Annotated in this window: 20 protein-coding genes and 2 pseudogenes; 3 read left to right on the top strand and 19 right to left on the bottom strand. The window is 54.9% G+C overall.

Annotated elements, in window-relative coordinates; genetic code table 11:
* Nucleotides 1–84: 84 nt before the first annotated feature.
* Nucleotides 85–1,269, top strand: coding sequence for a CaiB/BaiF CoA-transferase family protein (locus tag VU18_RS01900; protein WP_047757545.1), 1,185 nt, complete (start codon nucleotides 85–87; stop codon nucleotides 1,267–1,269).
* A 107-nt stretch (nucleotides 1,270–1,376) separates the two neighbouring features.
* Nucleotides 1,377–2,576 carry an acyl-CoA dehydrogenase family protein gene (locus VU18_RS01895; RefSeq protein WP_047757544.1) on the top strand — a complete coding sequence of 400 codons (1,200 nt, stop codon included), beginning with the start codon at nucleotides 1,377–1,379 and terminating at the stop codon, nucleotides 2,574–2,576.
* Nucleotides 2,577–2,660: 84 nt separating this feature from the next.
* On the opposite strand, the gene VU18_RS01890 is transcribed toward VU18_RS01895, so the two are convergent.
* The 9 genes and pseudogenes from VU18_RS01890 to VU18_RS01850 all read right to left on the bottom strand — a co-directional run bounded on the left by VU18_RS01890 (nucleotide 2,661) and on the right by VU18_RS01850 (nucleotide 13,053).
* A complete protein-coding gene (locus VU18_RS01890; RefSeq protein WP_011229948.1) occupies nucleotides 2,661–2,978 on the bottom strand; it encodes a DUF3870 domain-containing protein in 318 nt (105 codons plus the stop codon).
* A 151-nt stretch (nucleotides 2,979–3,129) separates the two neighbouring features.
* The gene (locus VU18_RS01885) at nucleotides 3,130–5,742 is read right to left on the bottom strand and encodes a DUF2309 domain-containing protein (protein ID WP_047757543.1); all 2,613 of its coding nucleotides are present in this window, start codon (nucleotides 5,740–5,742) and stop codon (nucleotides 3,130–3,132) included.
* Nucleotides 5,735–6,626: pseudogene (locus tag VU18_RS18775) on the bottom strand (NADH dehydrogenase subunit 5); the annotation flags it as partial. The pseudogene VU18_RS18775 and the gene VU18_RS01885, both read right to left, overlap by 8 nt.
* 1 nt (nucleotide 6,627) lies before the next feature.
* Nucleotides 6,628–7,240, bottom strand: a pseudogene (locus VU18_RS18770) (NADH-quinone oxidoreductase subunit L); the annotation flags it as partial.
* A gap of 333 nt (nucleotides 7,241–7,573) precedes the next feature.
* On the bottom strand, nucleotides 7,574–7,942 hold the full coding sequence (locus VU18_RS01875) for a DUF2294 domain-containing protein (RefSeq protein WP_011229945.1): 369 nt from the start codon (nucleotides 7,940–7,942) through the stop codon (nucleotides 7,574–7,576).
* A gap of 431 nt (nucleotides 7,943–8,373) precedes the next feature.
* Complete coding sequence (locus VU18_RS01865) at nucleotides 8,374–10,080, bottom strand: ABC-ATPase domain-containing protein (RefSeq protein ID WP_011229943.1); 1,707 nt, start codon at nucleotides 10,078–10,080, stop codon at nucleotides 8,374–8,376.
* Nucleotides 10,081–10,329: 249 nt separating this feature from the next.
* The gene (locus tag VU18_RS01860; RefSeq protein ID WP_031206060.1) at nucleotides 10,330–11,118 is read right to left on the bottom strand and encodes a MerR family transcriptional regulator; all 789 of its coding nucleotides are present in this window, start codon (nucleotides 11,116–11,118) and stop codon (nucleotides 10,330–10,332) included.
* A 112-nt stretch (nucleotides 11,119–11,230) separates the two neighbouring features.
* Nucleotides 11,231–11,479, bottom strand: coding sequence for a hypothetical protein (locus VU18_RS01855; protein ID WP_020279781.1), 249 nt, complete (start codon nucleotides 11,477–11,479; stop codon nucleotides 11,231–11,233).
* A 116-nt stretch (nucleotides 11,480–11,595) separates the two neighbouring features.
* Nucleotides 11,596–13,053, bottom strand: a complete 1,458-nt coding sequence (locus tag VU18_RS01850; protein ID WP_021321826.1) for a YdiU family protein — start codon at nucleotides 13,051–13,053, stop codon at nucleotides 11,596–11,598.
* Between the two features lie 193 nt (nucleotides 13,054–13,246).
* On the opposite strand from VU18_RS01850, the gene VU18_RS01845 reads away from it, so the two are divergent.
* Nucleotides 13,247–13,714, top strand: coding sequence for a hypothetical protein (locus tag VU18_RS01845; protein ID WP_011229939.1), 468 nt, complete (start codon nucleotides 13,247–13,249; stop codon nucleotides 13,712–13,714).
* A 192-nt stretch (nucleotides 13,715–13,906) separates the two neighbouring features.
* On the opposite strand, the gene VU18_RS01840 is transcribed toward VU18_RS01845, so the two are convergent.
* The 10 genes from VU18_RS01840 to VU18_RS01795 form a co-directional block, all read right to left on the bottom strand.
* Nucleotides 13,907–14,539, bottom strand: coding sequence for a response regulator transcription factor (locus VU18_RS01840; protein WP_013146334.1), 633 nt, complete (start codon nucleotides 14,537–14,539; stop codon nucleotides 13,907–13,909).
* Nucleotides 14,532–15,566: a sensor histidine kinase gene (locus VU18_RS01835; protein WP_047757541.1), complete on the bottom strand. Its 1,035-nt coding sequence runs from the start codon at nucleotides 15,564–15,566 to the stop codon at nucleotides 14,532–14,534. The genes VU18_RS01840 and VU18_RS01835 overlap by 8 nt, the downstream gene beginning before the upstream one ends.
* The gene (gene liaF / locus VU18_RS01830) at nucleotides 15,563–16,294 is read right to left on the bottom strand and encodes a cell wall-active antibiotics response protein LiaF (protein ID WP_020279776.1); all 732 of its coding nucleotides are present in this window, start codon (nucleotides 16,292–16,294) and stop codon (nucleotides 15,563–15,565) included. Before liaF ends, VU18_RS01835 begins: the two co-directional genes overlap by 4 nt.
* A 64-nt stretch (nucleotides 16,295–16,358) precedes the next feature.
* Entirely contained in the window at nucleotides 16,359–16,982 is a 624-nt protein-coding gene (locus tag VU18_RS01825) for a PspA/IM30 family protein (RefSeq protein WP_011229935.1), read from the bottom strand.
* Nucleotides 16,983–17,009: 27 nt separating this feature from the next.
* On the bottom strand, nucleotides 17,010–17,369 hold the full coding sequence (locus VU18_RS01820) for a hypothetical protein (RefSeq protein WP_011229934.1): 360 nt from the start codon (nucleotides 17,367–17,369) through the stop codon (nucleotides 17,010–17,012).
* A gap of 291 nt (nucleotides 17,370–17,660) precedes the next feature.
* Nucleotides 17,661–17,849, bottom strand: coding sequence for a hypothetical protein (locus VU18_RS21190; protein WP_352512494.1), 189 nt, complete (start codon nucleotides 17,847–17,849; stop codon nucleotides 17,661–17,663).
* A gap of 162 nt (nucleotides 17,850–18,011) precedes the next feature.
* A complete protein-coding gene (gene rlmD, locus VU18_RS01810) occupies nucleotides 18,012–19,415 on the bottom strand; it encodes a 23S rRNA (uracil(1939)-C(5))-methyltransferase RlmD (protein WP_020279474.1) in 1,404 nt (467 codons plus the stop codon).
* Nucleotides 19,412–20,278, bottom strand: a complete 867-nt coding sequence (locus VU18_RS01805) for a DNA-3-methyladenine glycosylase (protein WP_014194896.1) — start codon at nucleotides 20,276–20,278, stop codon at nucleotides 19,412–19,414. Before VU18_RS01805 ends, rlmD begins: the two co-directional genes overlap by 4 nt.
* Nucleotides 20,279–20,456: 178 nt before the next feature.
* On the bottom strand, nucleotides 20,457–21,248 hold the full coding sequence (gene pdaA / locus VU18_RS01800; RefSeq protein ID WP_047757539.1) for a delta-lactam-biosynthetic de-N-acetylase: 792 nt from the start codon (nucleotides 21,246–21,248) through the stop codon (nucleotides 20,457–20,459).
* A gap of 182 nt (nucleotides 21,249–21,430) precedes the next feature.
* Nucleotides 21,431–22,978, bottom strand: coding sequence for a fumarate hydratase (locus VU18_RS01795; protein WP_011229930.1), 1,548 nt, complete (start codon nucleotides 22,976–22,978; stop codon nucleotides 21,431–21,433).
* Nucleotides 22,979–23,028: the final 50 nt, after the last annotated feature.

Genomic DNA, 23,028 nt, shown 5'->3' with positions numbered 1-23,028 from the left:
TTCTCAGTCCGTTCAAGCCGGTTCCTATCTTGCACGCTGTATAGGAACCGGCTTTTTGCATGTAAACAGAAAGGAGGGAAATCGATGCCAGGAGCGCTCGATGGCGTGCGCGTGCTCGACTTGTCGCGCGTGTTGGCTGGTCCGTATGCGACGATGATTTTAGGCGATTTAGGCGCTGATGTCATCAAAGTCGAAGCGCCCGGGGGGTCGGATGACACCCGGTTTTGGGGGCCGCCGTTCCAAAACGGCATGAGCGCTTACTATACCGCCGTCAATCGAAACAAACGAAGCATCACCGTCAATTTAAAATCGGCAGAAGGACAAGAGACGATTCGCCGCCTCGCCGAAACAGCTGATGTCCTCATTCACAATTTTAAGACCGGAACGATGGAACAGTGGGAACTTGGCTATGAATCGTTGTCACGCCTCAACCCACGTCTCATCTACTGCTCCATCACCGGGTTTGGCGAGACAGGACCACTCGCTCCATTAGCCGGCTACGACTATATCATTCAGGCAATGAGCGGCTGGATGAGCATTAACGGCACTGCGGACACCGGCCCGCTCAAAGTCGGCGTCGCCGTCACGGATGTGTTCACCGGCCTGTATGCCGCCATCGCGATCGAAGCGGCGCTTTTGGCCCGCGAGAAAACGGGGCGCGGGCAAAAAATTGATCTCGCACTGTTTGACTGCGCCGTGAGTGCGCTTGTCAATGTCGCCGCCAATTATTTGTTATCCGGCGACGTCCCGAAGCCGCTCGGCAATGAACACCCGAACATCGTGCCATACTCAACGTACATGGCAAGCGACGGTCCGATCGTCATCGCCGTCGGCAATGACCGACAATTTCAAGCGCTTTGCTCGTTGTTGTCCGATCACTCGCTTGGAACCGATCCGCGCTTTCAAACCAATCCCGGCCGAGTCGCCCATCGCGAAGAGCTAAACCGGCGGCTGAACGAGGAAATCAAGCGGCGGACGCGGGCCGAGTGGCAGCGCCTTCTCGCCGAGAAAGGCATTCCATGCGGACCGGTGCAGACGCTCGATGAACTGTTCCGCCATCCGCAAACGGCGGCGCGCAAGATGACAGTCACGGTGCACCATCCAATCGTCGGTCCGTTAACGCTTGTCGCCAGCCCACTGAAACTGTCTGACACGCCGGTGTCTTATCGGCTGCCGCCCCCGCTGGCCGGCGAGCATAACCGCGAGGTCGAAGCTGGATGGCAAGGCAAACCGGCCGCTGAAAACGGTCCGTACGACAAAAACCAATGAATAAACCGTTGTTCTCCTCAACCGCTTCAGCGCCCGCTGAAACAAGGGAAACGAACGTTGACACGAAAACCATGAAAAACAAACAGTTGCATAGGGGGATGGAAACGATGATGAACTTCGACTTTACACCCGAACAAGAAATGCTGCGGCAAACGGTGCGCAAATTCGTCGATAAAGAAATTATGCCTTATATCAAAGAATGGGATGAGCGCGGCGAATTTGACCGCAACATTTTCAAGCGGCTCGCTGAGCTCAATTTAATGGGCATCTGCATTCCCGAAAAATATGGCGGCATGGGCATGGATTACAACTCGCTTGCCATCGTCTGCGAAGAGCTCGAACGCGGCGATACGGCGTTTCGCACCGCCGTATCGGTTCACACCGGGCTGAACAGTTTGACGCTCCTTCAGTGGGGAACTGAAGAACAAAAGCAAAAATATCTCGTCCCACAAGCGCGCGGGGAAAAAATCGGCGCATTCGGCCTGACCGAACCGAATGCCGGCTCAGACGTCGCTTCCATCCAGACGACAGCCGTCCGCGACGGAGATGACTACATTTTAAACGGACAAAAAACATGGATTTCCCTCGCTGACATCGCTGACCATTTTCTCGTATTCGCCTATACGGACAAATCGAAAAAGCACCGCGGCATTTCCGCCTTTATCGTCGAACGGACGATGCCCGGCTTTTCGTCGCGCCCGATTAAAGGGAAACTTGGCATCCGCTCTGGCAATACGGGCGAGCTGTTTTTTGACAACGTCCGCGTCCCGAAAGAAAACTTGCTCGGGGAAGAAGGCGAAGGATTCAAAATCGCCATGTCAGCGCTTGACAACGGCCGCTTCACCGTCGCCGCCGGCGCGGTCGGCCTCATTATGGCATGTCTTGAGGCGAGCGTGAAATACTGCCACGAACGAAAAACATTCGGCAAAGAAATCGGCCGCCATCAGCTCGTCCAGCAAATGATCGCCCGCATGGAAGCTGGTTTGCAAATCAGCCGCCTGCTCGTTTACAAAGTCGGCTTTCTCAAAAACGAAGGCCGGCGTTGCACGAGAGAAACATCGCTCGCCAAATGGATCGCCTGCGACTACGCGAACCAGGCGGCCGACGATGCCGTGCAAATCCATGGCGCCTACGGCTATTCGAACGAATACCCGGTCGAGCGCTACTTGCGCAACTCGAAAGCGCCGGTCATTTACGAAGGAACACGGGAAATTCATACGATCATGCAGGCCGAATATGTGCTCGGTTACCGCCAAGACAAACCGCTGCGCAAAACGCTGCCGGCATGGCGGCCGGCTGAAAACTGAATCACCAACGAAATCATGGGCGGCCAAGCCGCTGACCCGCACCAAAACGCCGCTGCCCCCCATCAACCGATGAGGGGCAGCGGCTTATGGCTCTTTCTCCTCCATTTTGCAATATTGTTTGTACAAATCTTTTAGCGCCGCGCACAGAGCAGAATGGGCTTTCCCTAAATACCCTTCGTCAAGCTCGGCGAGCAGACCGTCGATGCCATCGCGCAGCGAATGGCCGCGAAGCAGGCGGGCCACGTAATCGCGCCCATGTTCAGTAGCCAGTGTGCATGATGCCTCCACGATCACCCCGTATTTTTTATCAATTTCCGCTGTGATCGTCAGCGTATCGTAAAGGCTTTTCGCCGCCATTCCGGCCGGCAGCCGCGCATGACCGGCGATAAACTGCGTTTTCATCCGCTTTCCCTCTTTCCTCGTCTTTCCTGTTGCTGTTATACCAGCTGCTATCTTATTTCGCGGCGTGCATCCATTTTCCCTGCCTCATTTGGCAGTCAACGAAAAAAAGCCGCCGGCCAGACAAACCCGGCAAGCGGCATATCGTTGCTTTTTAGCGCTGCTGTACCGACGCAAGACGGCCTGCCTCCCAGTTCACCCACGCCCCGCTGTCTGGGTCAATCGAGGCGAGACGGAGCCAGCCGTTTTGGACTTTGCGCCGAAATTCGCTGTTTTCATCGAGCAACCGCTCGATATAGGAAAACGGCGCTTCAATGATGACGAGCAACCGAAGCGGAGAGTGGAACCACTCACGGTCAGATGCGGCGACGGACTGCCACGGCAAGCCGGCTAGCAAGTCGCTTCCGTTCCCTTGCATGACGCCGATGCCGCCGGTCACCGTCTGGGTCGTTTTGTCGCCGCTTCCATAGTAATTCGGTGCCACTGTCGAAGCATAATATTGCAAGTTGATCCACTGCCCAACCGTGGCCGGCCCAGCGATGATGCCGGCCAGCGCCTCACCGGTCGGATCTTCGCGCCAATCGTAGCTGTGCAAAAACACCCGGCCGTCTAAATGAACGCCCTTTGTCAACGCCCGCCGCCCAATCAGGAAAGCGGCGTTCCCCGCCAATCCCCACTCCGGACGAATTTCACTCCAGTCGACGGCGCGGCGTCGGGCTTCGGCAACCGGATCGCGCGGCATGGCGCCGACATGCGGCAGCTTCGCCATCCGCTCAGCATTGGCTTGGCGGCTGACGCCGGCAAGCGCCTGTTTCAGCTGTCGAAACGCCGCCTCAGCCGCTTCGGACAACGGCGGCACTTCCACCCAACGCAACTCGTCAACGGTCGTGATATGTTCAGCGGCGACGAACACTGTCTCATCCGGGATGACGATTCCCTCTTTCGCCAATCCATCCCGCACGTGCGGCAAGTTGGCCAACGCGGCGAATACGCGGGCGTTGAACGCCCCAGCCGCGCCGCCGCACGCCCCGCAATCGAGCGCGGACGCATACGGGTTATTTGTCGTCTCGCTCTCATGGCCGCAGACGACGACAAGCGGGGCAAATGAAGACGTCAGGCCGATGTTCACGAGAAGCTGTTTTACGTATTGCACTTGCTCTTCTTTTGTCAACCCGATCGGCAGCCCAGTCGTTTCGTCATGCCCTTGGCAATCAAGCGACAGCGTCGTCTTCGGTTTTTGTTGCGCCGACATTTCCGCCTGATGAATGACTTGCCCAGCCCAAGCCGGCGCTGCGCTGCGGGCGATCGTATGCAAACCAAGCCAAGGGCCGCTCATTTCCGGAAGCAGCAAACCAGCCAGCAGATGCTGCTTGATTTTTTTAAACGTCCGGCCGACAAAGCGGAACAGATCGCGCCGCCGGCGGTACGGCGCCGCCGTTTCGGGAGAAGCGGTTTCGTTGATTTCATGCCGCGGCGCGACGATCGCCGGGCAAGACGGATGGGCGTCATCGCCGTCAAGCACGCGCGTTTGGATCGGCAAGCCGAAAAAGCCAGCGCAACCGTACGTTTCAAACGGGCCGACCGCCTCTACATGACGGCGGAACGGCTCGGAGCGCACATCAATGCAAAACAATAGCTGCGCTGCCGCCTGCTCTTTTGGCTCCTCAGGTTGACGGGTGAGAACCGCTTCTTTCAGCTTCGCTTCATACGTATCTTCCCACGCCTCAAGCCAAAGATGGCGGCGGCCAATTCGCCAGAACCGATCGGCGAACACCAGACGAGCTTGGCGGTCTTCGAGCGGAAGGCGCCGCCAGTCGTCCAGCGTCATGCCGCCCCAGTGGATCCAGGCGGCCAACAGCGGCCCAACCGCACGATCGTCTTCGTTTTCTTCCTCCTTCAGCGGCAGATGGGGCGCTGTGAACACCCACTCCAGCGACAAACGAACGGCCAAGTAGTTGATCAGCCCGCCGATTTCGTCACCTGCACGGCGCGATTGCCAGACCATCATCCCCGCCCAGCCGGGCAGAGCTAATAAATGCGCTTCTAAATAGGCCACGGCTTCCTCATCCTGCACCCCAAGCTGCTCAAGCGCCCGTTGCAGCGCCTCCTCTGGATGGTGAGGCCAATCGAAAAGCCGTTTCCGCTCCTCCTTGGACAAGGACGGATCAAGAGGCGCCAAACGACGCCAAGACCCGTAAAAGCCGTGTTCACGATGCGGCAGCGCCCACACCGCCTCTCCCCGATCGTAAAACAGCTTGCACCATTTGATCATTTGTTGATCCAACCGCTTTTCCAAACCAAGGCGCACAGACCGCGTGCGGATGGAAACAGAGCGCAGCGGCATAGCGGCGGCCAACTCGATCAGTTTCGGCATCTGAAGCGCTTCTTCGGGCACCGCATCGTTCCAAAGGAGGGCGCGGCATAGCCGTTCCGCTTCATGGCGCGGCGCAGGAAGCGGCTCGTCATCCAACCATCGTTGCAGACGCCGCTCGATGAAGGAAACGTCAATCTCCCCTTTGGATAGCGCCGCATGAAAAACGGCCATTGGCGGATACAAGTCGATGCCGTAAGCTTCTTGCAGTCGGTCAGCCGCGTCGACAAACGACTTGTTTTCCATCCCCATCCACGGATGGCGGGCGATAAACGCGGAAATCGGCCAAAGCGGAGCGATCACCTTCGCCGCTTCGCTGACGATCGCCTCGAGCGGACAAGCGGCTGCTTTTTTTGCCTCCGTTGACCGTTCAAGTGATATGACGCTTCTACTCATGAGCCATCCCCTCCTTTAGATAGGACGCCAAATAACGCGGGTGTGCTTCGGTCGCCGCCGGACGCGGTTCACCAAGGTGAACAAGCCACATGTACAGCTGAATGGCAAGCATGGAACTGCGCCGGTTCGCGATCCATACAGCAACCAGCGCCGCGGCAACAAACAGAGCGCAGACAAGCCATTCGAACGAAGCGGGCGGCAGAAACGCGGACGGCATCCCGTTATGAAGCAGCGCCATAAATTGATGGCGCACCGTTTCGGACGCCAACGCCAAAGCAACGACAACCGCAAAGCCCAGCCAACGGCCTTCGCGAAAATCCGTAAGCCGTCCCCAGGCAACCGTTGCCGAGGCCGCAAGCAAAAGCGCGCTCAACAACCGGGCCGGTTCGTGCGGAGCCGCCTGCCAAAAGCCCCACCCAAACAGCACGCCGAGGATGATGCCGCCCGGCCACGAACTGCCTGTTTTTCGTAATCCTGCCCGACCGACTCGCGGCACGACGGACCCGGACTGCAAAAAGAGCGTCGCTTTAAACAACCCGTGCAACACTAAATGCACTACTGCGGCCCCGTAAGCGCCCAGGGCGCATTGCACAAGCATGACGCCCATTTGCGCCATCGTCGAACCGACGAGCTGGCGCTTATAGTCAACATGAACAAAGCTAACGCCCGTGCCAATCAAAATCGAGGCAAAAGCGATCAGAAACAGCGCCACATGCGCCCACGTTTCGTTAAAGAGCGGAGAAAAGCGCCAAAGCAAGAGCCCCCCAGCGTTGACAAGACCGGCATGCATCACCGCTGACACCGGCGTCGGCGTCACGGCTGATTCCATCAGCCAGCGATGAAACGGCCATTGCCCAGCTGGAATGACGGCAGCCAACATGAGCNATCCGCTCATCACCGCCCTTTCCCATAGAGCGAGACGAGCTAAACGTTCCGCCGACAACGCCGAGACGAGCGTCCATTCACCGACTCTCGCCCCAAGCCAAACAGCGGTGAGGGCCACAGCAATCCAACTTGCCAAAAACAGCATGCCCATCTGCCAGGCAACGAACTGAGCCGGCTCCCATTCTTTTTTCAACGCGGTCAACGCCACAAGCCCCACAAGCGGCAGCCCCCAGCACACTGCGATCAACCGCAAGTCGCCGGCCGCCCACGTGAGCGAAGCGGCAAATGACGTCCATGTCAAGAGCGAGAAATACAGCCGATAGCGGCGGTCGCCGTGCAAATAGCGAACCGCAAACCGTTGAATCGCCCAGCTGAGAAGCGAAATATAAACGGCGGACAGCCAGCTCGTCGCATCAAACCGCCATGGGCCGATGTCGACCGCGCCGCCGGCGCCGATCCATCCGAATAGCGCTGCCGCCCCCGGCAACAGCAACAGCCAAACGTGCACATGCACATATCGTTCCGACACGCGCGGAAACAGCCACACGATCGCACTTAGGAAAACGACCGCAATCGCCGCCAGCCATCCCCATGCGAACCATTCGTTCCCCATTGCCATCTCCTCCCCTCATCTGCTTGCACATCGTTCGAGAGAAAAAAGAAAAAACCGGCTATGTCAATCAGGCAAAACGGCCGAAAAAGGCCGTTCCATTGCCTATCGATTGCCCATAGCCGGTTTACCTTCAACCAATCATCGCTCGATTGTTTGAAGATCTCCCGTTCGTTGTCGCGCGGCAGGCGACGGTCGGTTTCCCTTCAACGAACCTAAGCCCACGTAGGTTTTTTGAAGGGCTCCCGACAGCATCGTCCACTATTTTATTCTATACTTACTATACAAAAGTTGTTTCAATTATACAATAACTTTGTTGATTTGTCATGGAAAAATTTATTTTGTCAACTGTTTCTCCAAATCGTTGAACAGCTTAAAGACAATAATCCGCTCACCCGTTCGGGTGCTTAAATCGGTATGAAAGCTTTTTACTTTTTCACCCGTGATTTCCAAAATCATCTTCTTCAAATCATCGACGCCCGATTCCACCAAACTCGTCCGCGACCGTTTCACCGCCAGCATCCCTTCCTTCGATTCACAAAGAGCGTACTCAGCAGGTGTCAAGATGCCATGCAGGGAAACGATAATCATATCACGCAAAATATCGGTTTTCACCGACACCGAGCCGCGGCCGAGAAAATCTTTTTCCCATTTCGTCAACGCTTTGCTGATTTCCGATTCCATCCAACCTTTTGACTTGTTCATGCCCTGATCCCCCTAACCAACCCGCGGCTTCCCGCCGCCATCCGCCACGTTGCACTGATAAACATTATTATAGCCGTAATTGGTGGATAGCGCTAGAGCAAAATGGGCAAGGCGCCGACAGAAAGCGGATTCATTCGCGTTTTGCCTGAGGCATGAGGCATCGTCTATTGGAACAAGAGCAGCGGCCCCGCACCGATCGCGCCTGGGTCGATACCGGCACACGGCCGCCCCTGTTGAAACAAGAGCGTCCGTTGTTCCGTTGGCCAGCAGGGAAAACAAACGCCCTTGCCTCACATCCTGCGGCCCTATTTTTTGTTGCAGCTGGGAAAAACAAAAACCAAGCCATTCCTCCTCCCCAATAACCCCGTAATCCAACCTGCACGGAAACGTCGCCAAGAAAAAGCAAACCGGCTTTCTCCTTTCCAAGCTGGCTACTGCTGGATACACCGGAGCGACCGCAGCCGGTTCAGCGCCGCCGCCAGCTCGAAGCGGCGCGGGCGAGCGAGTTCACCCGGATTCCCTTTTCGGAACGAAACTGAGCCTAGCCCTTGACGGTCCCATTGTTCTTCGATCGCATCAAGTAGTTGGCGGATGGTTTTCTTCCCGTCGAGCCATCCTTTTCGTTCCATATACAGCAGCGCCGCGGCAATCGCCCGAGTCTGGCTGTCATCGACCAGCTGCTCAAGCGCATAAAGCAATAGATCGGTTTGCCCGTACTGAATAACGTGCCGTCCGCGCGCGACGGCTTTTGCTTTTTTTCCTTTTTGGCTGTTCAAACTTTCGGGCAGGGGAATGCGCTCGCGAATGCGGCCGAACGACTCTCCGCCTTCCGCTTTCCGTCCCGACGGCATCTCTGCAGCGATCCGCTTCGCCTCCCCGGTCACATCAAACGGGACGTACTGCTCCATTTTGATCACGCAATCAGCGATATCCAAGTAATCCCCCAACCCGCCGACGACAAGAACCGTCGAAATGCCGTAATCGCGAAATAGTTGACGCGCCTTGTCGATATACGGCGTGATTGGTTCGGCTTCTTTCGCCACGAGCGCCTGCATGCGTCCATCGCGGATGAGCAAGTTCGTTGCGCTTGTATCTTCGTCAATCAAAAACGCCGATGCCCCCGCTTCAATCATTTCGATCATGCTCGCGGCCTGTGAGGTGCTGCCGCTCGCGTTTTCCGTCGAAAACTGCGTTGTCTCTTTGCCGTACGGCAACGCGCCAATGAGCGGCGAAATGTCAACACTGGCGACGCTCCGGCCGTCTTCGGCGCGAATTTTCACCGCCCCGCTGTCGGTGATGACAAACTCCCGCCCGTCGCCGGCGATATGGTCATACACGCCGTGCTCTAACGCCTGAAGCAGCGTCGATTTGCCGTGGTAGCCGCCGCCGACAATCAGCGTAATCCCTTTGCGGATGCCCATGCCTTTCACCGGCTCGGTGCAGTGCGGGATCGGGATCGCGATCTCCAGCTCTGGCGGGCTTTGAAACGGTACGGCCTCGCATTGCAGCGGCTTGTCGCTCACTCCGCTCTCCCGCGGCAAAATCGCGCCGTTTTTGACAAACGCCACCAAACCATGCTCGCGCAAATAACGGCGAATGGCGTGCTGCTGATCGGCCAGCTCCACCGCCGGGCGGATGTCTTCTTCCCGAAGGCCGTACACCGCTCGCTCAATGACGGATGGAATTTGCTCGAAAAAGATGGCCTCGGCTTCTTTCGCCAAAATGCGCCGTCCATTCGCCGGCAAACCGACCGATAAACAAACCGTAATCGTCTCGTCAGCCACTTGCACCGCCGTCCGCTCGAGCACTTTTTGCCCCGGCGCATCAATCAAGACGAGTCCACTTTTTCCCGACCCGCGCGCCCGCAGCGGCCATTGCCGCAATTCGCGGTGGACGCGGCGCAAAAGCAAATCCTCACAGCGAATGCGGCGCGGTTTCGTATCGGTCCACTCCGCTGCCAGCGCCGTTTTCGCCCGCGGCACGATCACCCGCACCTTGGACGGTTCGGCAAACGGATCGCCTTGCACATGGTCAATTGCAAGCGTAAACGTTGGGAACCGATACGTACCTTCGATCGCTTTATATGCCTTATAGCCTTTTTGGTCGATCGACCGCAGCCGTTGTCTCAGTGTTTCCATCCAACCATCCCTTTCTTTTTCCCTTGACTCCTACTTCTAACAGACACCTTTCAGAATTGGATCCAACTCCAAGAATGCCCAGCCATGCCTAATGGATTCTGCGTGACACTTCCATAGCAATGTTCAGTCCTTGCCTTTGTTCTAAAACGACCCCTATGCACCATTTTGATTGTACCGCAAACCCATCCTCTTCATCCATCACCAGCAAAAACAGCGGCCCGCCTATTCTTAGGGCGAGCCGCCTGCTGCCTAACGGTCTTTCATCCCCGTATAGATCCAAATCGCTTCTTTGAAAAACTCAGCCGCTCCCGGATGCACTTGGTCATAGTAAGCTTTGAACCGTCCGTCCTCGACATACAAACGCGCCAGTCCGGCATGCGCTTCCTTGGAATAATGATCCCACCAGAGGCCAAGCCACTGGCGGTGCAAATCCGCCGCCCGTTGCGCCGCCTCTCCAGCCGGGTTGCCATCTTGCATCGCTTCTTTCAATGCCTCAAGCACATCTTGACTGAGCCGTTCCGCTTCATCAAACTGTGCCTTCGTCATCTTCCGCAGTCTGTCGTTGGAACGATCGACCTGTTCATCGCCATACTTCTGGCGAATTTCTTCTCCATATTTCCGTTCGTTTTCTTCAATCAGCTGCTCCTTGAACGCAGCAAACTTTTCTTTGTCGCTCATCATGATTCCTCCTTCTTTAGCGGCAATCGTTTTTTCAACGCTCGCAATCAACGCATCCAGATGGCGTCTTTTTTCCAACAGCTGTTGGCGGTGCTCCCTTAGCGCTTTCAATTCATCAAAGGACGGGGAATGAATGATTTGTTTGATCGTTTCCAAATCGACGCCAAGTTCACGATAAAAGAGAATTTGCTGCAAACGATCGACTTCGCGCGGCCCGTACAGCCGATAACCGGCTTCGCTCCATCGCGCCGGCTTCAGCAAGCCAATCTCATCATAATATCGAAGCGTCCGACTCGTGATCCCCGCCAGTTTCGCCAGCTCATGCACCGTGTACTCCACTTCCCTCACCTCCCTATTCATGACGATACACCTTGACGCAACGTAAAAGTAAAGAGGAAAAAAGAAAAAAGGGCTCAAGCCCAGCCCCCCATTGAACAATCGCTGTTTCATTTGTTAAAAGCGATGCCTTTCATCAATTTTTCCTCGTTTCCTCGATATGCGGCATCTTCGTTATCACAATCGAATGGTTCAAATCGACGTTAGGCAACAGCTGTGGTTCGCTAGTTGTTTCCATCGCCCCTGCTTGTTTCACATGAGGAGAAAGCGGCTGATCAACCGAATCGCGGATGATGATACGCTGGCGAAACGACGCATATGGTTCTTTTGTTTTGTCCGTCTCAGCCAATTGCGAAGGAAAGACGGCATCACATACAAACAACATTCCCACCACGGCAAAGAGAAGAACACTTCGCTTCACTCACACCACCTCTATCCAAATTAGACGATGCAAAAGGTGATTCGTTTCTCCTTTGCCGCTAAACGAAAACGCCATCACCATTACGTCCCGCAAAACGTCCGGTACGGGCGGTCGGACGGCGGAGGCAGTTCCGCGTATTTCTCTTGTTCCGGCGAGTAGGCGTACGGGTCAGACAGCGCTTCAAGGAAACGCTCCATCACGCTGTAGTCGCCGTCATGGACCGCGGCGGCCAACGCCTCTTCAACCCGGTGGTTGCGCGGGATCACAGCTGGATTATGGCGGCGCATCCGCTCATACGCTTCTTCCCTTGACACCGATTCTTGGCTGAGCCTTGTCTGCCAGCGCTCCTGCCACTCCCGGAACTCAGCGGAATCAAACAGCGCCATTCCCGTATACTCGCCTAACGTCAACGCCCGGAACGTGTTCGTGTAATCAGCGCGATGCGCCTCCATCAGCCGCAATAAATCCGCAATGAGCTCCTGATCCCCTTCCTGCTCCTCGGCAAGGCCGAGCTTCGCCCGCATCCCGCTAAGCCAATGGTGGTGATACCGCTTCGGATACTCATCAAGCGCCCCTTGGGCAAGCGCGATCGCTTTTTCTTCATTCTCATCAAGCAACGGCAACAAGCTTTCCGCAAACCTTGCCAAATTCCAGCCCCCGATGTACGGCTGGTTTCCGTACGCATACCGCCCTTCCGTATCAATCGAACTGAACACCGTCTCCAGGCTGTATGTGTCCATAAACGCGCACGGCCCATAGTCGATCGTTTCCCCGCTGATCGTCATATTGTCCGTGTTCATCACCCCGTGGACAAAGCCGACAAGCTGCCATTTCGCGATCAGTTCCGCTTGGCGTTCGATCACTTGTTCAAGCAAAAACAAATAGCGGTTCTCAGCTTCCTCAAAGCCAGGAAAATGGCGCCAGAGCGCATAATCGGCCAGAGCGCGCAACTCCTCTATCGTCCCCCATTGCGCCGCGTATTGAAACGTCCCGACGCGCAGATGGCTCGAGGCGACACGGGTCAACACCGCCCCAGGCAATTCCGTTTCGCGCATAATGGTCTCTCCCGTTGTGACGACCGCAAGACTTCGCGTTGTCGGGATGCCAAGCGCGTGCATCGCCTCGCTCACAATGTACTCCCTCAGCATCGGCCCAAGCGCCGCCCGCCCATCGCCGCCGCGCGAATACGGCGTCCGGCCCGAGCCTTTCAGCTGGATGTCCACCCGCTCCCCGCTTGGGGTGACGTGCTCGCCCAGCAACACCGCCCGTCCGTCGCCAAGCATCGTAAAATAACCGAACTGATGCCCTGCATACGCCTGCGCCAGCGGCTCAGCTCCGCCTGGAATTTGGTTTCCACCGAACACAGCCACCCCATCTTCACTTCGCAACGCTTCCTCATTCAACCCAAGCTTGACTGCCAACGAACGATTGAGCACCGCAAGCTTCGGCGCGCGCACCGGCGTGGGGAGGACTTTGCTGAAAAAGCGCTCTGGCAGCCTTGCATAACTGTTGTCGAACTTCCATCCTGCGTCCAACATCGTCATCTCCTTTGCGGCCAAAACAGCCTTTTTATATGAGTTTATTGTACGGCAAAGCGGGCGGCATGATAAACCGAAAACGCGCGATCCTAAACCAAAAACCGAACCGTCAACGTTCGACGAAAACCACCATATTTTCTCTTTCTTTCTCGCCCCGTTTCTTTGTATAATACCTGTGAGGAGGTGAGAAAAAGTGGAAGAGAAAACAATCATTCAAGCGGTGCTTCAAGCGCTCGAACAGCATTCTGACAAAATTAGCTCGAAAATGCAGGAAATGGAGCAACGACTGCATCATGAAATGCAAACGATGGAACAGCGACTTCACCATGAAATGCAAACAATGGAGCAACGACTCCGCAGTGAAATGCAAGAGATGGGACAACAGCTCCGCAACGAGATGCAAGAAATGGGACAACAACTCCGCAGCGAGATGCAAGAAATGGGGCAACAGCTTCGGGCAGAAATCCACGCTGTTGAGACTCGGCTTGAGGCCAAAATCGACTCCCTTCGTGAGGAAATGCAACAGATGAACAGACAACTGAACGAACGAATCGACCACCTTGAAGAAGAATTAACAGATACTCAAGCCTCGGTCGAAGTGTTGACAACAAAAGTGCTCCACCACGACCGAAAACTTCGCCAACTGACCAAGCAAGCGTAACTCCTCTCAGTTAGCCAGCCATTTTCCCTGTCCACCGCACGTCAAAAACCGCTTCCGTTTCATCTTCCATGTTCATCTTGATGAAACGGAGCGGTTTTGGTGTTCACAGAACACCTACTCCCTATCAAAAAATGAATCGCGTTCGACATAGCATACTCTCAATGCATAGCGCTTGTGCCACTCACACGCTCCTCATTTCACCAAGCCATGCCGAAACGCGTAAATGACCGCTTGCGTCCGGTCTTGGACGCCGAGTTTGGCGAGGATGTTGCTTACATGCACTTTCACCGTTTTAAGTGAAATGAACAATTCATCGGCCATTTCTTGATTCGTTTTCCCTTGCGCCATCAACAAAAGCACTTCCATCTCCCGGCTCGTGAGCTGCTCATGCGGCAGGCGCTCTTCTTGTTTCCGATAGTTTCGCATCACTTTTCCGGCCACTTCCGGTTCGAACACCGATTGCCCGTGGAACGTGGCGCGAATGGCGTCGGCAATTTCGCTCGCTTTCGATGTTTTCAATAAATAGCTCGTCGCCCCTGCTTCAAGCGCGGCAAACACGTTTTCATCATCCAAAAAACTCGTCACGACAATGATTTTCGCCTCCGGCCACGCGCCGATGATTTCGCGCGTCGCCGCAATGCCGTCCATCGGTTCCATCACGAGGTCCATTAAAATGACATCCGGACGCAACTGGAGGGCGAGCTCCACCCCTTTTTTACCATCTTCCGCCTCGCCAATCACCTCCATATCTGGTTGGGCGGATAAATACGCCGACACGCCAAGTCGCACCATTTCATGATCATCGACAAGCAGTACCTTAATCACGGTCATCCCCCCTGTGCAAAAGCGGCACTTTCACTTCCAACCTCGTTCCTTGACCTTTTAAGCTGACAATTTTCAACATCCCACCGATTTCCGCCGCCCGCTCATACATGTGCTGCAACCCGTACGAGCCGCTTTTCGAACGTTCCACATCAAAGCCAACGCCATCGTCGGTGACGCGCAAAATGGCAAACCCGTCCCGTTCGATGAGCAATACTTCCAACGACTTCGCTTTCGCATGGCGCAGCGTGTTGGAAAGCGACTCTTGCAAAATGCGAAACAGATGATCTTCCACCCCTTTATCGAGCGGAACGTCTTCGATGTTCCATTTCATCTCGAGCGGCACTTTGCCCGCCAATTCCGTGAGCAGTTCGGTCATCCCTTCTTGAAGCGATTTGCCTTTCAGCTGCACCGGCCGCAAGTGCAGAAGCAGCGCCCGCATTTCCAATTGCGACTGGTGAATCATTTGCTCGACCATGGCCAATTGTTTGCGCTGCCGTTCATCATCCGGCGGCATCGTTTCCATAACGGCTGACATCATCATCGAAGCGGCGAACAATTGTTGGCTTACGGAATCATGCAGTTCCCGCGCCAGCCGCGTGCGTTCTTCGGAAAGAATGCGTTCAACGAGCCGTTCTTCCTGTTCGGCCTTTTCCGCCGCTAACTTTTGCACGCGTTTCGTTTGCGCGCGCCATTGCGCTTGCAGCTTCACGATTTGCCGCCAAAGCTCTTGCAGTTCCGGCGGCGGCTCTTCCCGATGCAACTCCCCCATCTCTCCTTGTTCAATGTGCCGAAGCGCCTGCACAACCGCTTGCCATTGCTGGCGAAAGAAGGAATCAAGCATAAGTCCAACAGCAATCCCCATACACAGGCTTACAGCGAACACAAACAACAAAAACGGCAACCCCATCACAGTTTGATCCCACAAAGACGACCACATTCCAGGCGGAAGGAAATAGAGAAAGGAAATGAGCAACGCCACAGCAAGCGCAAGCGCAAGCAAAACAGAAGCGAGCATCGGTCGGCTCATACGCGTGTCACCTCGACATTGCCAATGATCATCGAGGTGACGATTTTTAGCTTTTGCTCCGCTTGATCATACGAAGAAGTTTGATAAATGAGCGTCTCGTTGAACATTTTCTCCTGTTCCTTGCCAAACAGCGAGGCAACACCAAAAATGGCGGAATGAACGAGCCGTGTTTCAATTTCGTACGGAACGAGAATTCGAATGTTGCCGATCAACCCTCTCACGATAATGACCGCTTCCCCTTTCGGAAGCACAGTATAGCTGACATCAATGACCGTATCCCCGATCCCCGTTTGGATATTGACATCATTCCACTCATACACCCGTTCTGGGGTCGCTTGCCGGCCAACCCATACATTTTGAAACAGTGGTTGACGGCGCACGATTTCCTCTCCCCCATACGAGTTCTCAGCCATAGTCGGGCGGATCACCGTCGGATGCCGCTTCGACTGAAACAATTGCCAAAGGGCATAACCCAACAGCGCGACCATGACAAAACGAGCGGCCATCATCGTTAAGACATGAATGGCCAACATGATGCAGCCAAGCCAAAACAGCCATTTTCCTTTCCGCCGATGCCATTTTTTCCTTCCAACATAAATCAAACAGACCGATATACTTAACGAAAACAGCACGCCCGGGCGAAAAAACGAAATTTCGATTGCAAAAAGGAGCAGTGTCACCAAAACAACCCAACTGACATAGTCAGTTTTCTTCCGTTGATCAAGCATGTGGGGAGCCCCCTGTTGTCCAAAATGAAAAAGGCGTAACCATGTACGCCTTTAGCATATCCGGTTATTTTCCTTCCTGCAACTGCTTTTCCAGCTGAGCGATGCGCGCATCGATCGTGCTTCGGTAATAATCGGAACGAACTTGCCGCTCAAGGCGGTCAAGGTAGACTTCCGCATCAGCAAACGCCGCCAACGCCGGGCCGGCGTCCCCGTTGACCACCCGATGGATGCGGTAGTGCGCCCGAGCCGCATTCTCCCGCCCCATCAGCTCCATGCGCCGCATTTGCATATCTTTCAGCTTATGCTTCATTTCTTCATATTTCGCTTCTAACTCAAACAGCTCACGGCTCGCTTGCTCGAGCAGCTGTTTTAAGCGGGCCGCCCGCTCCGCGTATTGCGCTTGTTCGCGCCGCGCAAATTCGGCCAGCTCCATTTCCCCGGCTTGCGCCGCCACCTCCGCCTGCTTGCTTCGTTTTTCCACCATCTGTTCGGCTTCGCGATGTTCGCGGGCAAATTGCTCTTTCAGCACATATTGGCGCTCGAGCAGCTGCCGCACCCGCTCGACTTCCTGTTCACATTGGCGCAAATAGTGATTGAGAAGCGCGATCGGGTTTTTCTTTTCTTTTTCGTCAAGCCATTCATGGAGATCGGCTTCAATGATCGTTTTCAAACGTGAGAACACACTCATCATCGATTCGCTCCTTTTCCATTGATTTCATGAATAATGCTTTTGCAGCTCCGCCCATTGTTTTTCAAAGTTGACAAACGGGTCGTCTGCTTCTGGAACGACGCGCTCGTCTTTCACTCCATTCCATTTTTTATACACGACATACAACACATACGCCGCGACAAGCGCGATGAGCGCTGGCACATTCGAAGCGCTGACAACTAACGCTGCACAGCCAATCAATGCCCACACGATTTTCCCGAACGTCGACGGGGCTTTCAAACATTTCTTGAACGCATAGTACAGCACCGCCAGCGTGATTGCCAACCCGACAAGCGGCCCAAGATGAAACAGCAGCACAAGCAACGCCACCGCGCCGGCAACGAACAGCCCGATCTTTTTTGCCATCCTTTCGCCTCCTTTCGTCTTCCATCGTACCGCAGACAACCCGAATCCCATCATGTTCCAAAGATATATTTTGTCTACGACTCGAGGCGTATTTTTGCTAAGATATAATGCCTCAGCTTCCCTTTTGCTGAATTCGAAGCGGCCAGCGTCTTATTTTTCCAAATAAAAAAATCCCTTCTAACGGCGAGCCCTGTTAGAAGGAATTTCTTGTTGATGCAATAGGTGAGGCAAACGTTTCACTTGATGGCATGACCCTCCTCCACATCATGGCCATGATTGAAAAATGCGCGCTCAGCCTTGCTCTGGTTTTCTATGAGAATGTGCGCTCCTTGAGTTGCCATTTTCATGATGGAGGGAGAGCAAAAATTGCTCATGGACATCTGTATGTTCAAACAAAATAAAGGAAGTTCCGAATTTCTTAATGTTTTCTACCATGCCGGCATGATCAGGATGGAAGTGTGTCACGAACAGATATTTTATTGCCTCTGGCTTAATTCATTTTTCTCTCATTTCGATCTTTTTTCCTTGCTTTTCCAAGGGTTCCCCCACTTTTTCTCCCTCTCTTCTTTCTCCCAAAAAGGAGTGGAAGAACCCGATTTCATTTTCCATTGACACTCCACACGGCTGAAGACGTGTGGAGTGTCAAAATTGCAGCGTTAATTTCGCCACCGCTTCCACATGCGCCGTGTGCGGAAACATGTCCACCGGTTGGATGTAGTCGACGCGATATTGTGCAGCCAAGGCATCGAGATCGCGGGCGAGGCTGGACGGGTTGCATGAGACGTAGACGACTGTTTTCGGGCGGACGTGGAGAATCGTTTCAAGCAACGCCCGGTCGCAGCCGACGCGGGGCGGGTCGACGATGATGACGTCCGGCTTCCAGCCTTCGTTCACCCATTTTGGCAGCCAATATTCGGCTTTGCCGACGACATAGTGCGTGTTGGTGAACCCATGCTTTTTGGCGTTGTTTTGCGCGTCTTCGATCGCTTCCGGAATCGTGTCCATGCCGCGCACTTCTTTGGCATCGCGAGCAAGCCACAAACCGATCGTGCCGACGCCGCAGTAAGCGTCAACGATCCGCTCCGTTCCGGTGAGGGCGGCCGCTTTTTTCACTTCGTCGTACAATTTCACCGTCTGCAACGGGTTGAGCTGGAAAAAGGCGCGCGCCGACAGTTCAAACGACAAATCGCCGAGCGTTTCTTGAATGTATTCGTCGCCGGCGAGCACTTCTGTCTCGTCGCCGAAAATAAGCGACGTTTTTTCGCCGTTGATGTTTTGCACGATCGATTTCACTTCTGGAAGACGGCGGCGGATTTCCTCGATCAACAGCTCTTTGCGCGGAATGTCTTTTGTCGCTGTCACAAGCACAAGCTGGATGTCGCCGGTATGAAAGCCGACGCGGGCGACGATCGTCCGCACGACGCCCATTCTTGTCCGCTCGTTGTAAATCGGGATGTGCAAGTCTTGCAAAATCGTTTTCACGATGTTCGTGACGCGCGTCGTTTGCGGATGCTGGACGCGGCATTCCGATAAATCGATGAGCCGGTGGGAGTTGAGGCCGTACAGGCCGGCGAGCACCTTCCCTTCCTTCATTCCAACTTGAAACTGGCTTTTGTTTCGGTAATGCCACGGGTTGTCCATGCCGATCGTCGGGCGGATGTCAAGCTTGTCGACATCGAGGCGCCGGGCATGGCGGCGGAGCGCCTGGATGACAATGTCGCGCTTCGCCTCGAGCTGCGCCTCGTACGCCAAGTGCTGCAACTGGCAGCCGCCGCACTGGTCATAGAGCGGACAGGGCGGCTTGATGCGGTTTGGCGAGCGCTTGCGGATGCGCTTGATTTTCGCCTCGGCGTAGGTTGGGTGGATGTCCGTCGCCTCAACGATGACTTCTTCACCCGGCAAGGCGCCGGGGACGAAGACGACTTGTTTTTGGAAATAACCGACCCCTTCGCCGTTAATGCCGATCCGTTGAATCGTCACGGGAAATTGCTCGCCTTTTTTGATTTTGATGTTCATTTGTTGCTTTGCCATATCGGTCCCTCTCATTCAATGCTTCGCCATAAATAAAGCGCCGCATAGCTGGCGTACGGCTTCCATCGTTCGCCAAGCGCCGCCATCTCTTTTGTGGTCGGCCGCTTCGGAAGCCCGAACCATTTTTCGACCGCCCGCTGCAAACCGATATCCGCCGGCGGGAAGACGTTTGGGCGGCCGAGGCCGAAGAGGAGGAAATTTTGCACGGTCCACGGACCGATGCCGCGCACGGCGGTCAGCCTCTCCATCACCTCGCCGTCTTCCATCTGCTCGAGTTCATCAAGCCGCAGCTTCCCCTCGGCAATGAGGCGCGACACATTGACGATATATTCGGCTTTCCGCCCGCTCAGCTGCAAGGCGCGCAAGTCCTCGTACGAGCGGGCCGCGATCTCTTCTGGGCGCGGGTAAAACCAAACGCCGTCCCGCTCCTCGCCGAACGTTTTCACAAACCGCTCTGTGAGCCGATAGCCGACTTTGAGATGAAGCTGTTGGTGGATCAAACATTTGACGAGGCAAAAATACAAATCAAAATCAAGCACCAACGGCAGCCCCTCATAACGGGCAAACAGCGGCGCCAGCTCGGTCGCCTGAAAGTAGCCGTGCACCGAGGCAAGGGGCGTCCGCCATTGAAACAGATGAGAAATCCGTTCGATGATCTCCTGTTGCCGCTCGGGATGCGGCCCCGACACGATAAAGCGCGGGGCGTCTTTCGCGCCGATGCTTTCCACCACGACAGGCACCTTTACGTCATCGAGATGAAGCGGCACGGTGACGCGCTGCCGCTCTAGATCAACCGCCAGCAGCGGATCGAGCGCCAATCGCTCCAACGCATGCGCAAAATCGTACGGCGCGGGCACGGTAATCGTTTGCTTCCACATCGTTCTCACCTTTCTCATTTGTCCGTGCCCCTATTATAACGAAAAACGCCCCGTCGAACCAACTTGTTGGCAGGACGAGGCAGCGGCATATGGTTCGGTTGACAGAACGAGGCGGGTTTTCGAATGGTCCAACACACAACGTTTCGTACCACTTTTGCGCTCAAGTGATGAAAGCGGCTTATGGGCGAAACAGCCGCGGATGGAGGCCCATCTTTTTCACCATCAACTCATCTAAGCTGGCAAACGTATACCCTTGTTTGCGCAAGTCGTCGATCACCTTCGGCAGCGCTTCGGCATTGTCTTTGGACACGGAATGCAACAGCAAAATCGCCCCCGGATGGATTTGTTTCATGATTTGGTCGTAAGCATATTGCCAGCCGCGCTGGCGGTCAGTTTGCCAGTCGACGAACGCAAGCGACCAAAAGACGTGATAATAGCCAAGGTCGCGGGCGAGAGATAACGTCCGTTCGCTGAAAATGCCGCGCGGCGGGCGAAGGTACGCCATCCCTTTTTGCCCGGTCAATTCCTCGGTCTTTTCTTTTACTTTTTCCAGCTCTTCACGGAACCGCTCTTCGCTTGCCGCCGTCAAATCGGGATGGTGCCATGAATGGTTGCCGATGATATGCCCTTCCGCCGCCATCCGTTTGACTAAATCGGGCGCTGTTTGCAAATAATGACCAGTGACAAAAAAGGCGGCTGGCACATGTTTTTCCTTTAACACGTCCAAAATTTGCGCCGTATAGCCGTTTTCATACCCGTTGTCAAATGTTAAATAGATCGTTTTTTCGCTCGTGTCGCCTAAATAAAAGGCGTCATATTTGGCGAGCAGTTCATCGAGCTCTTTTCCCGCCGATGGGGGCTCGTGGTTTTCGCTTCTCTTAAATCCCCAATGGATCGGCGCATTGCTTATGGCAAAAGCAGGGGCGGGAAAAAGCGCGAGCGCTAAAACGAGAGAAATGAGCCATCTCATGCCTAGTTCCTCCTTGGCCGCCATCTTTTCCTCTTTCTTATTGTTTTCACCCCTGACCGCTTTACGCGCGCCATTTTTTGCAAAAAAAGGCCCCAAAAGCAAACGCTTTGGGGACAGAGAAGAAAACGGGATCAGCTTGTTTGAATACCAATAGCCATGTGCTTGAAATTCAGCTCTCCTTCTTACTTGAACACCGGCTCTTTGAACTGAGCCAGCTTTTCAAGCGACGATTTTTCCACATCTTCATGCAAGCTGTTGCCGTGCGAATCCATCGTGACAACAGCAGTGAAGTTTTCGACGCGCAAATGCCACATCGCTTCGGGGATGCCAAACTCCAGCAAATCAACGCCTTCCACGGATTTGATGCAATCGGCGTAATATTGCGCCGCGCCGCCGATCGCGTTCAAATACACGCCGCCGTGTTCTTTTAACGCTTGCAGCGTCTTCGCGCCCATGCCGCCTTTGCCGATGACAGCGCGGACACCGAATTTTTTCATGATGTCGCCTTGGTACGGCTCTTCACGGATGCTTGTCGTCGGGCCGGCAGCTTTGGCGTGCCAGCGGCCTTCTTCATCTTTTAACATGACCGGGCCGCAATGATAAATGATTTGCCCGTTCAAGTCGACCGGCGCGTCATGGTCCATCAAATATTTATGAATGGCATCGCGGCCGGTGTAAATGACGCCGCTGATGCGGACGACGTCGCCGACGCGAAGCTGGCGCACTTGTTCTTCCGACAGCGGCGGAACAAGGTCGATGACGCGTGTGTCGCCTTGTTCAAGCGCCGCGGCTGCTTCCGCTTTTTCCAACTCTTTTGCAAAATCGACGTCTTCGCCGTCTTGGTACAGCCATTCGATGATCTCACCGGTCGCCGGGTCGATTTTCACGCCCATGCGCCGAAACGCCCAGCAGTTGTAGGCGACCGAAACGAAGAAGCTCGCCGGGATGCGGTGCATAACGCCGATTTTACAGCCAAGCAGCGTCGATTCGCCGCCAAAGCCCATCGTGCCGATGCCAAGTTTGTTGGCGTTTTCCATAATGTATTCTTCGAGTTGGCGCAATTCTTCAATCGGATTGACATCATCGACCGGACGGAACAGCTGCTCTTTCGCCAACTCATAGCCCGATGAGCGGTCGCCGCCGATGCCGACGCCGATAAAGCCGGCGCTGCATCCTTGCCCTTGCGCTTGGTACACCGCATGCAAAATGCATTTGCGGATGCCGTCAAGGTCGCGGCCGGCGCGGCCGAGCCCCTCGAGTTCACACGGAAGGCTGTATTGAATGTTTTTGTTTTCACAACCGCCGCCTTTTAAAATAAGGCGAACGTCAATGTAATCGTTTTCCCATTGTTCAAATTTGATGACCGGCACGCCTTCCCCTAAGTTGTCGCCGCTGTTTTTGCCGGTGAGCGAGTCGACCGAGTTCGGACGCAGCTTGCCGTTTTTCGTCGCTTCGACAATGGCGGCGCGGATCGCTTTTTTCATTTCGATTTGATTCACGCCGACCGGCACTTTGATTTTAAACGTCGGCAAGCCGGTGTCCTGACAGATCGGCGACACGTTTTCGTCCGCCATTTGAATGTTCTCGACGATCGTATCGAGCGCCATGGCCGCCCGCGTGCCGGCGTTTTCGCGCACTTTCGCTCGAGCGATCGCTCGGCGAACGTCCTTCGGCAGCTTCGTTGATGTCTCAACGATCAAGTCATACATGCTTTGCTGGAATTTTTCCATGCTGATTCCACGCCCTTTCCTTTTGGATCGCCCTATTGGCAGTTGTCTCA

The organism is Geobacillus sp. ZGt-1, from assembly GCF_001026865.1.
GTDB lineage: Bacteria > Bacillota > Bacilli > Bacillales > Anoxybacillaceae > Geobacillus > Geobacillus thermoleovorans.
The sequence above is the reverse complement of the archived record's forward strand: the minus strand, read 5'-3'. Positions and strand labels throughout refer to the sequence as shown.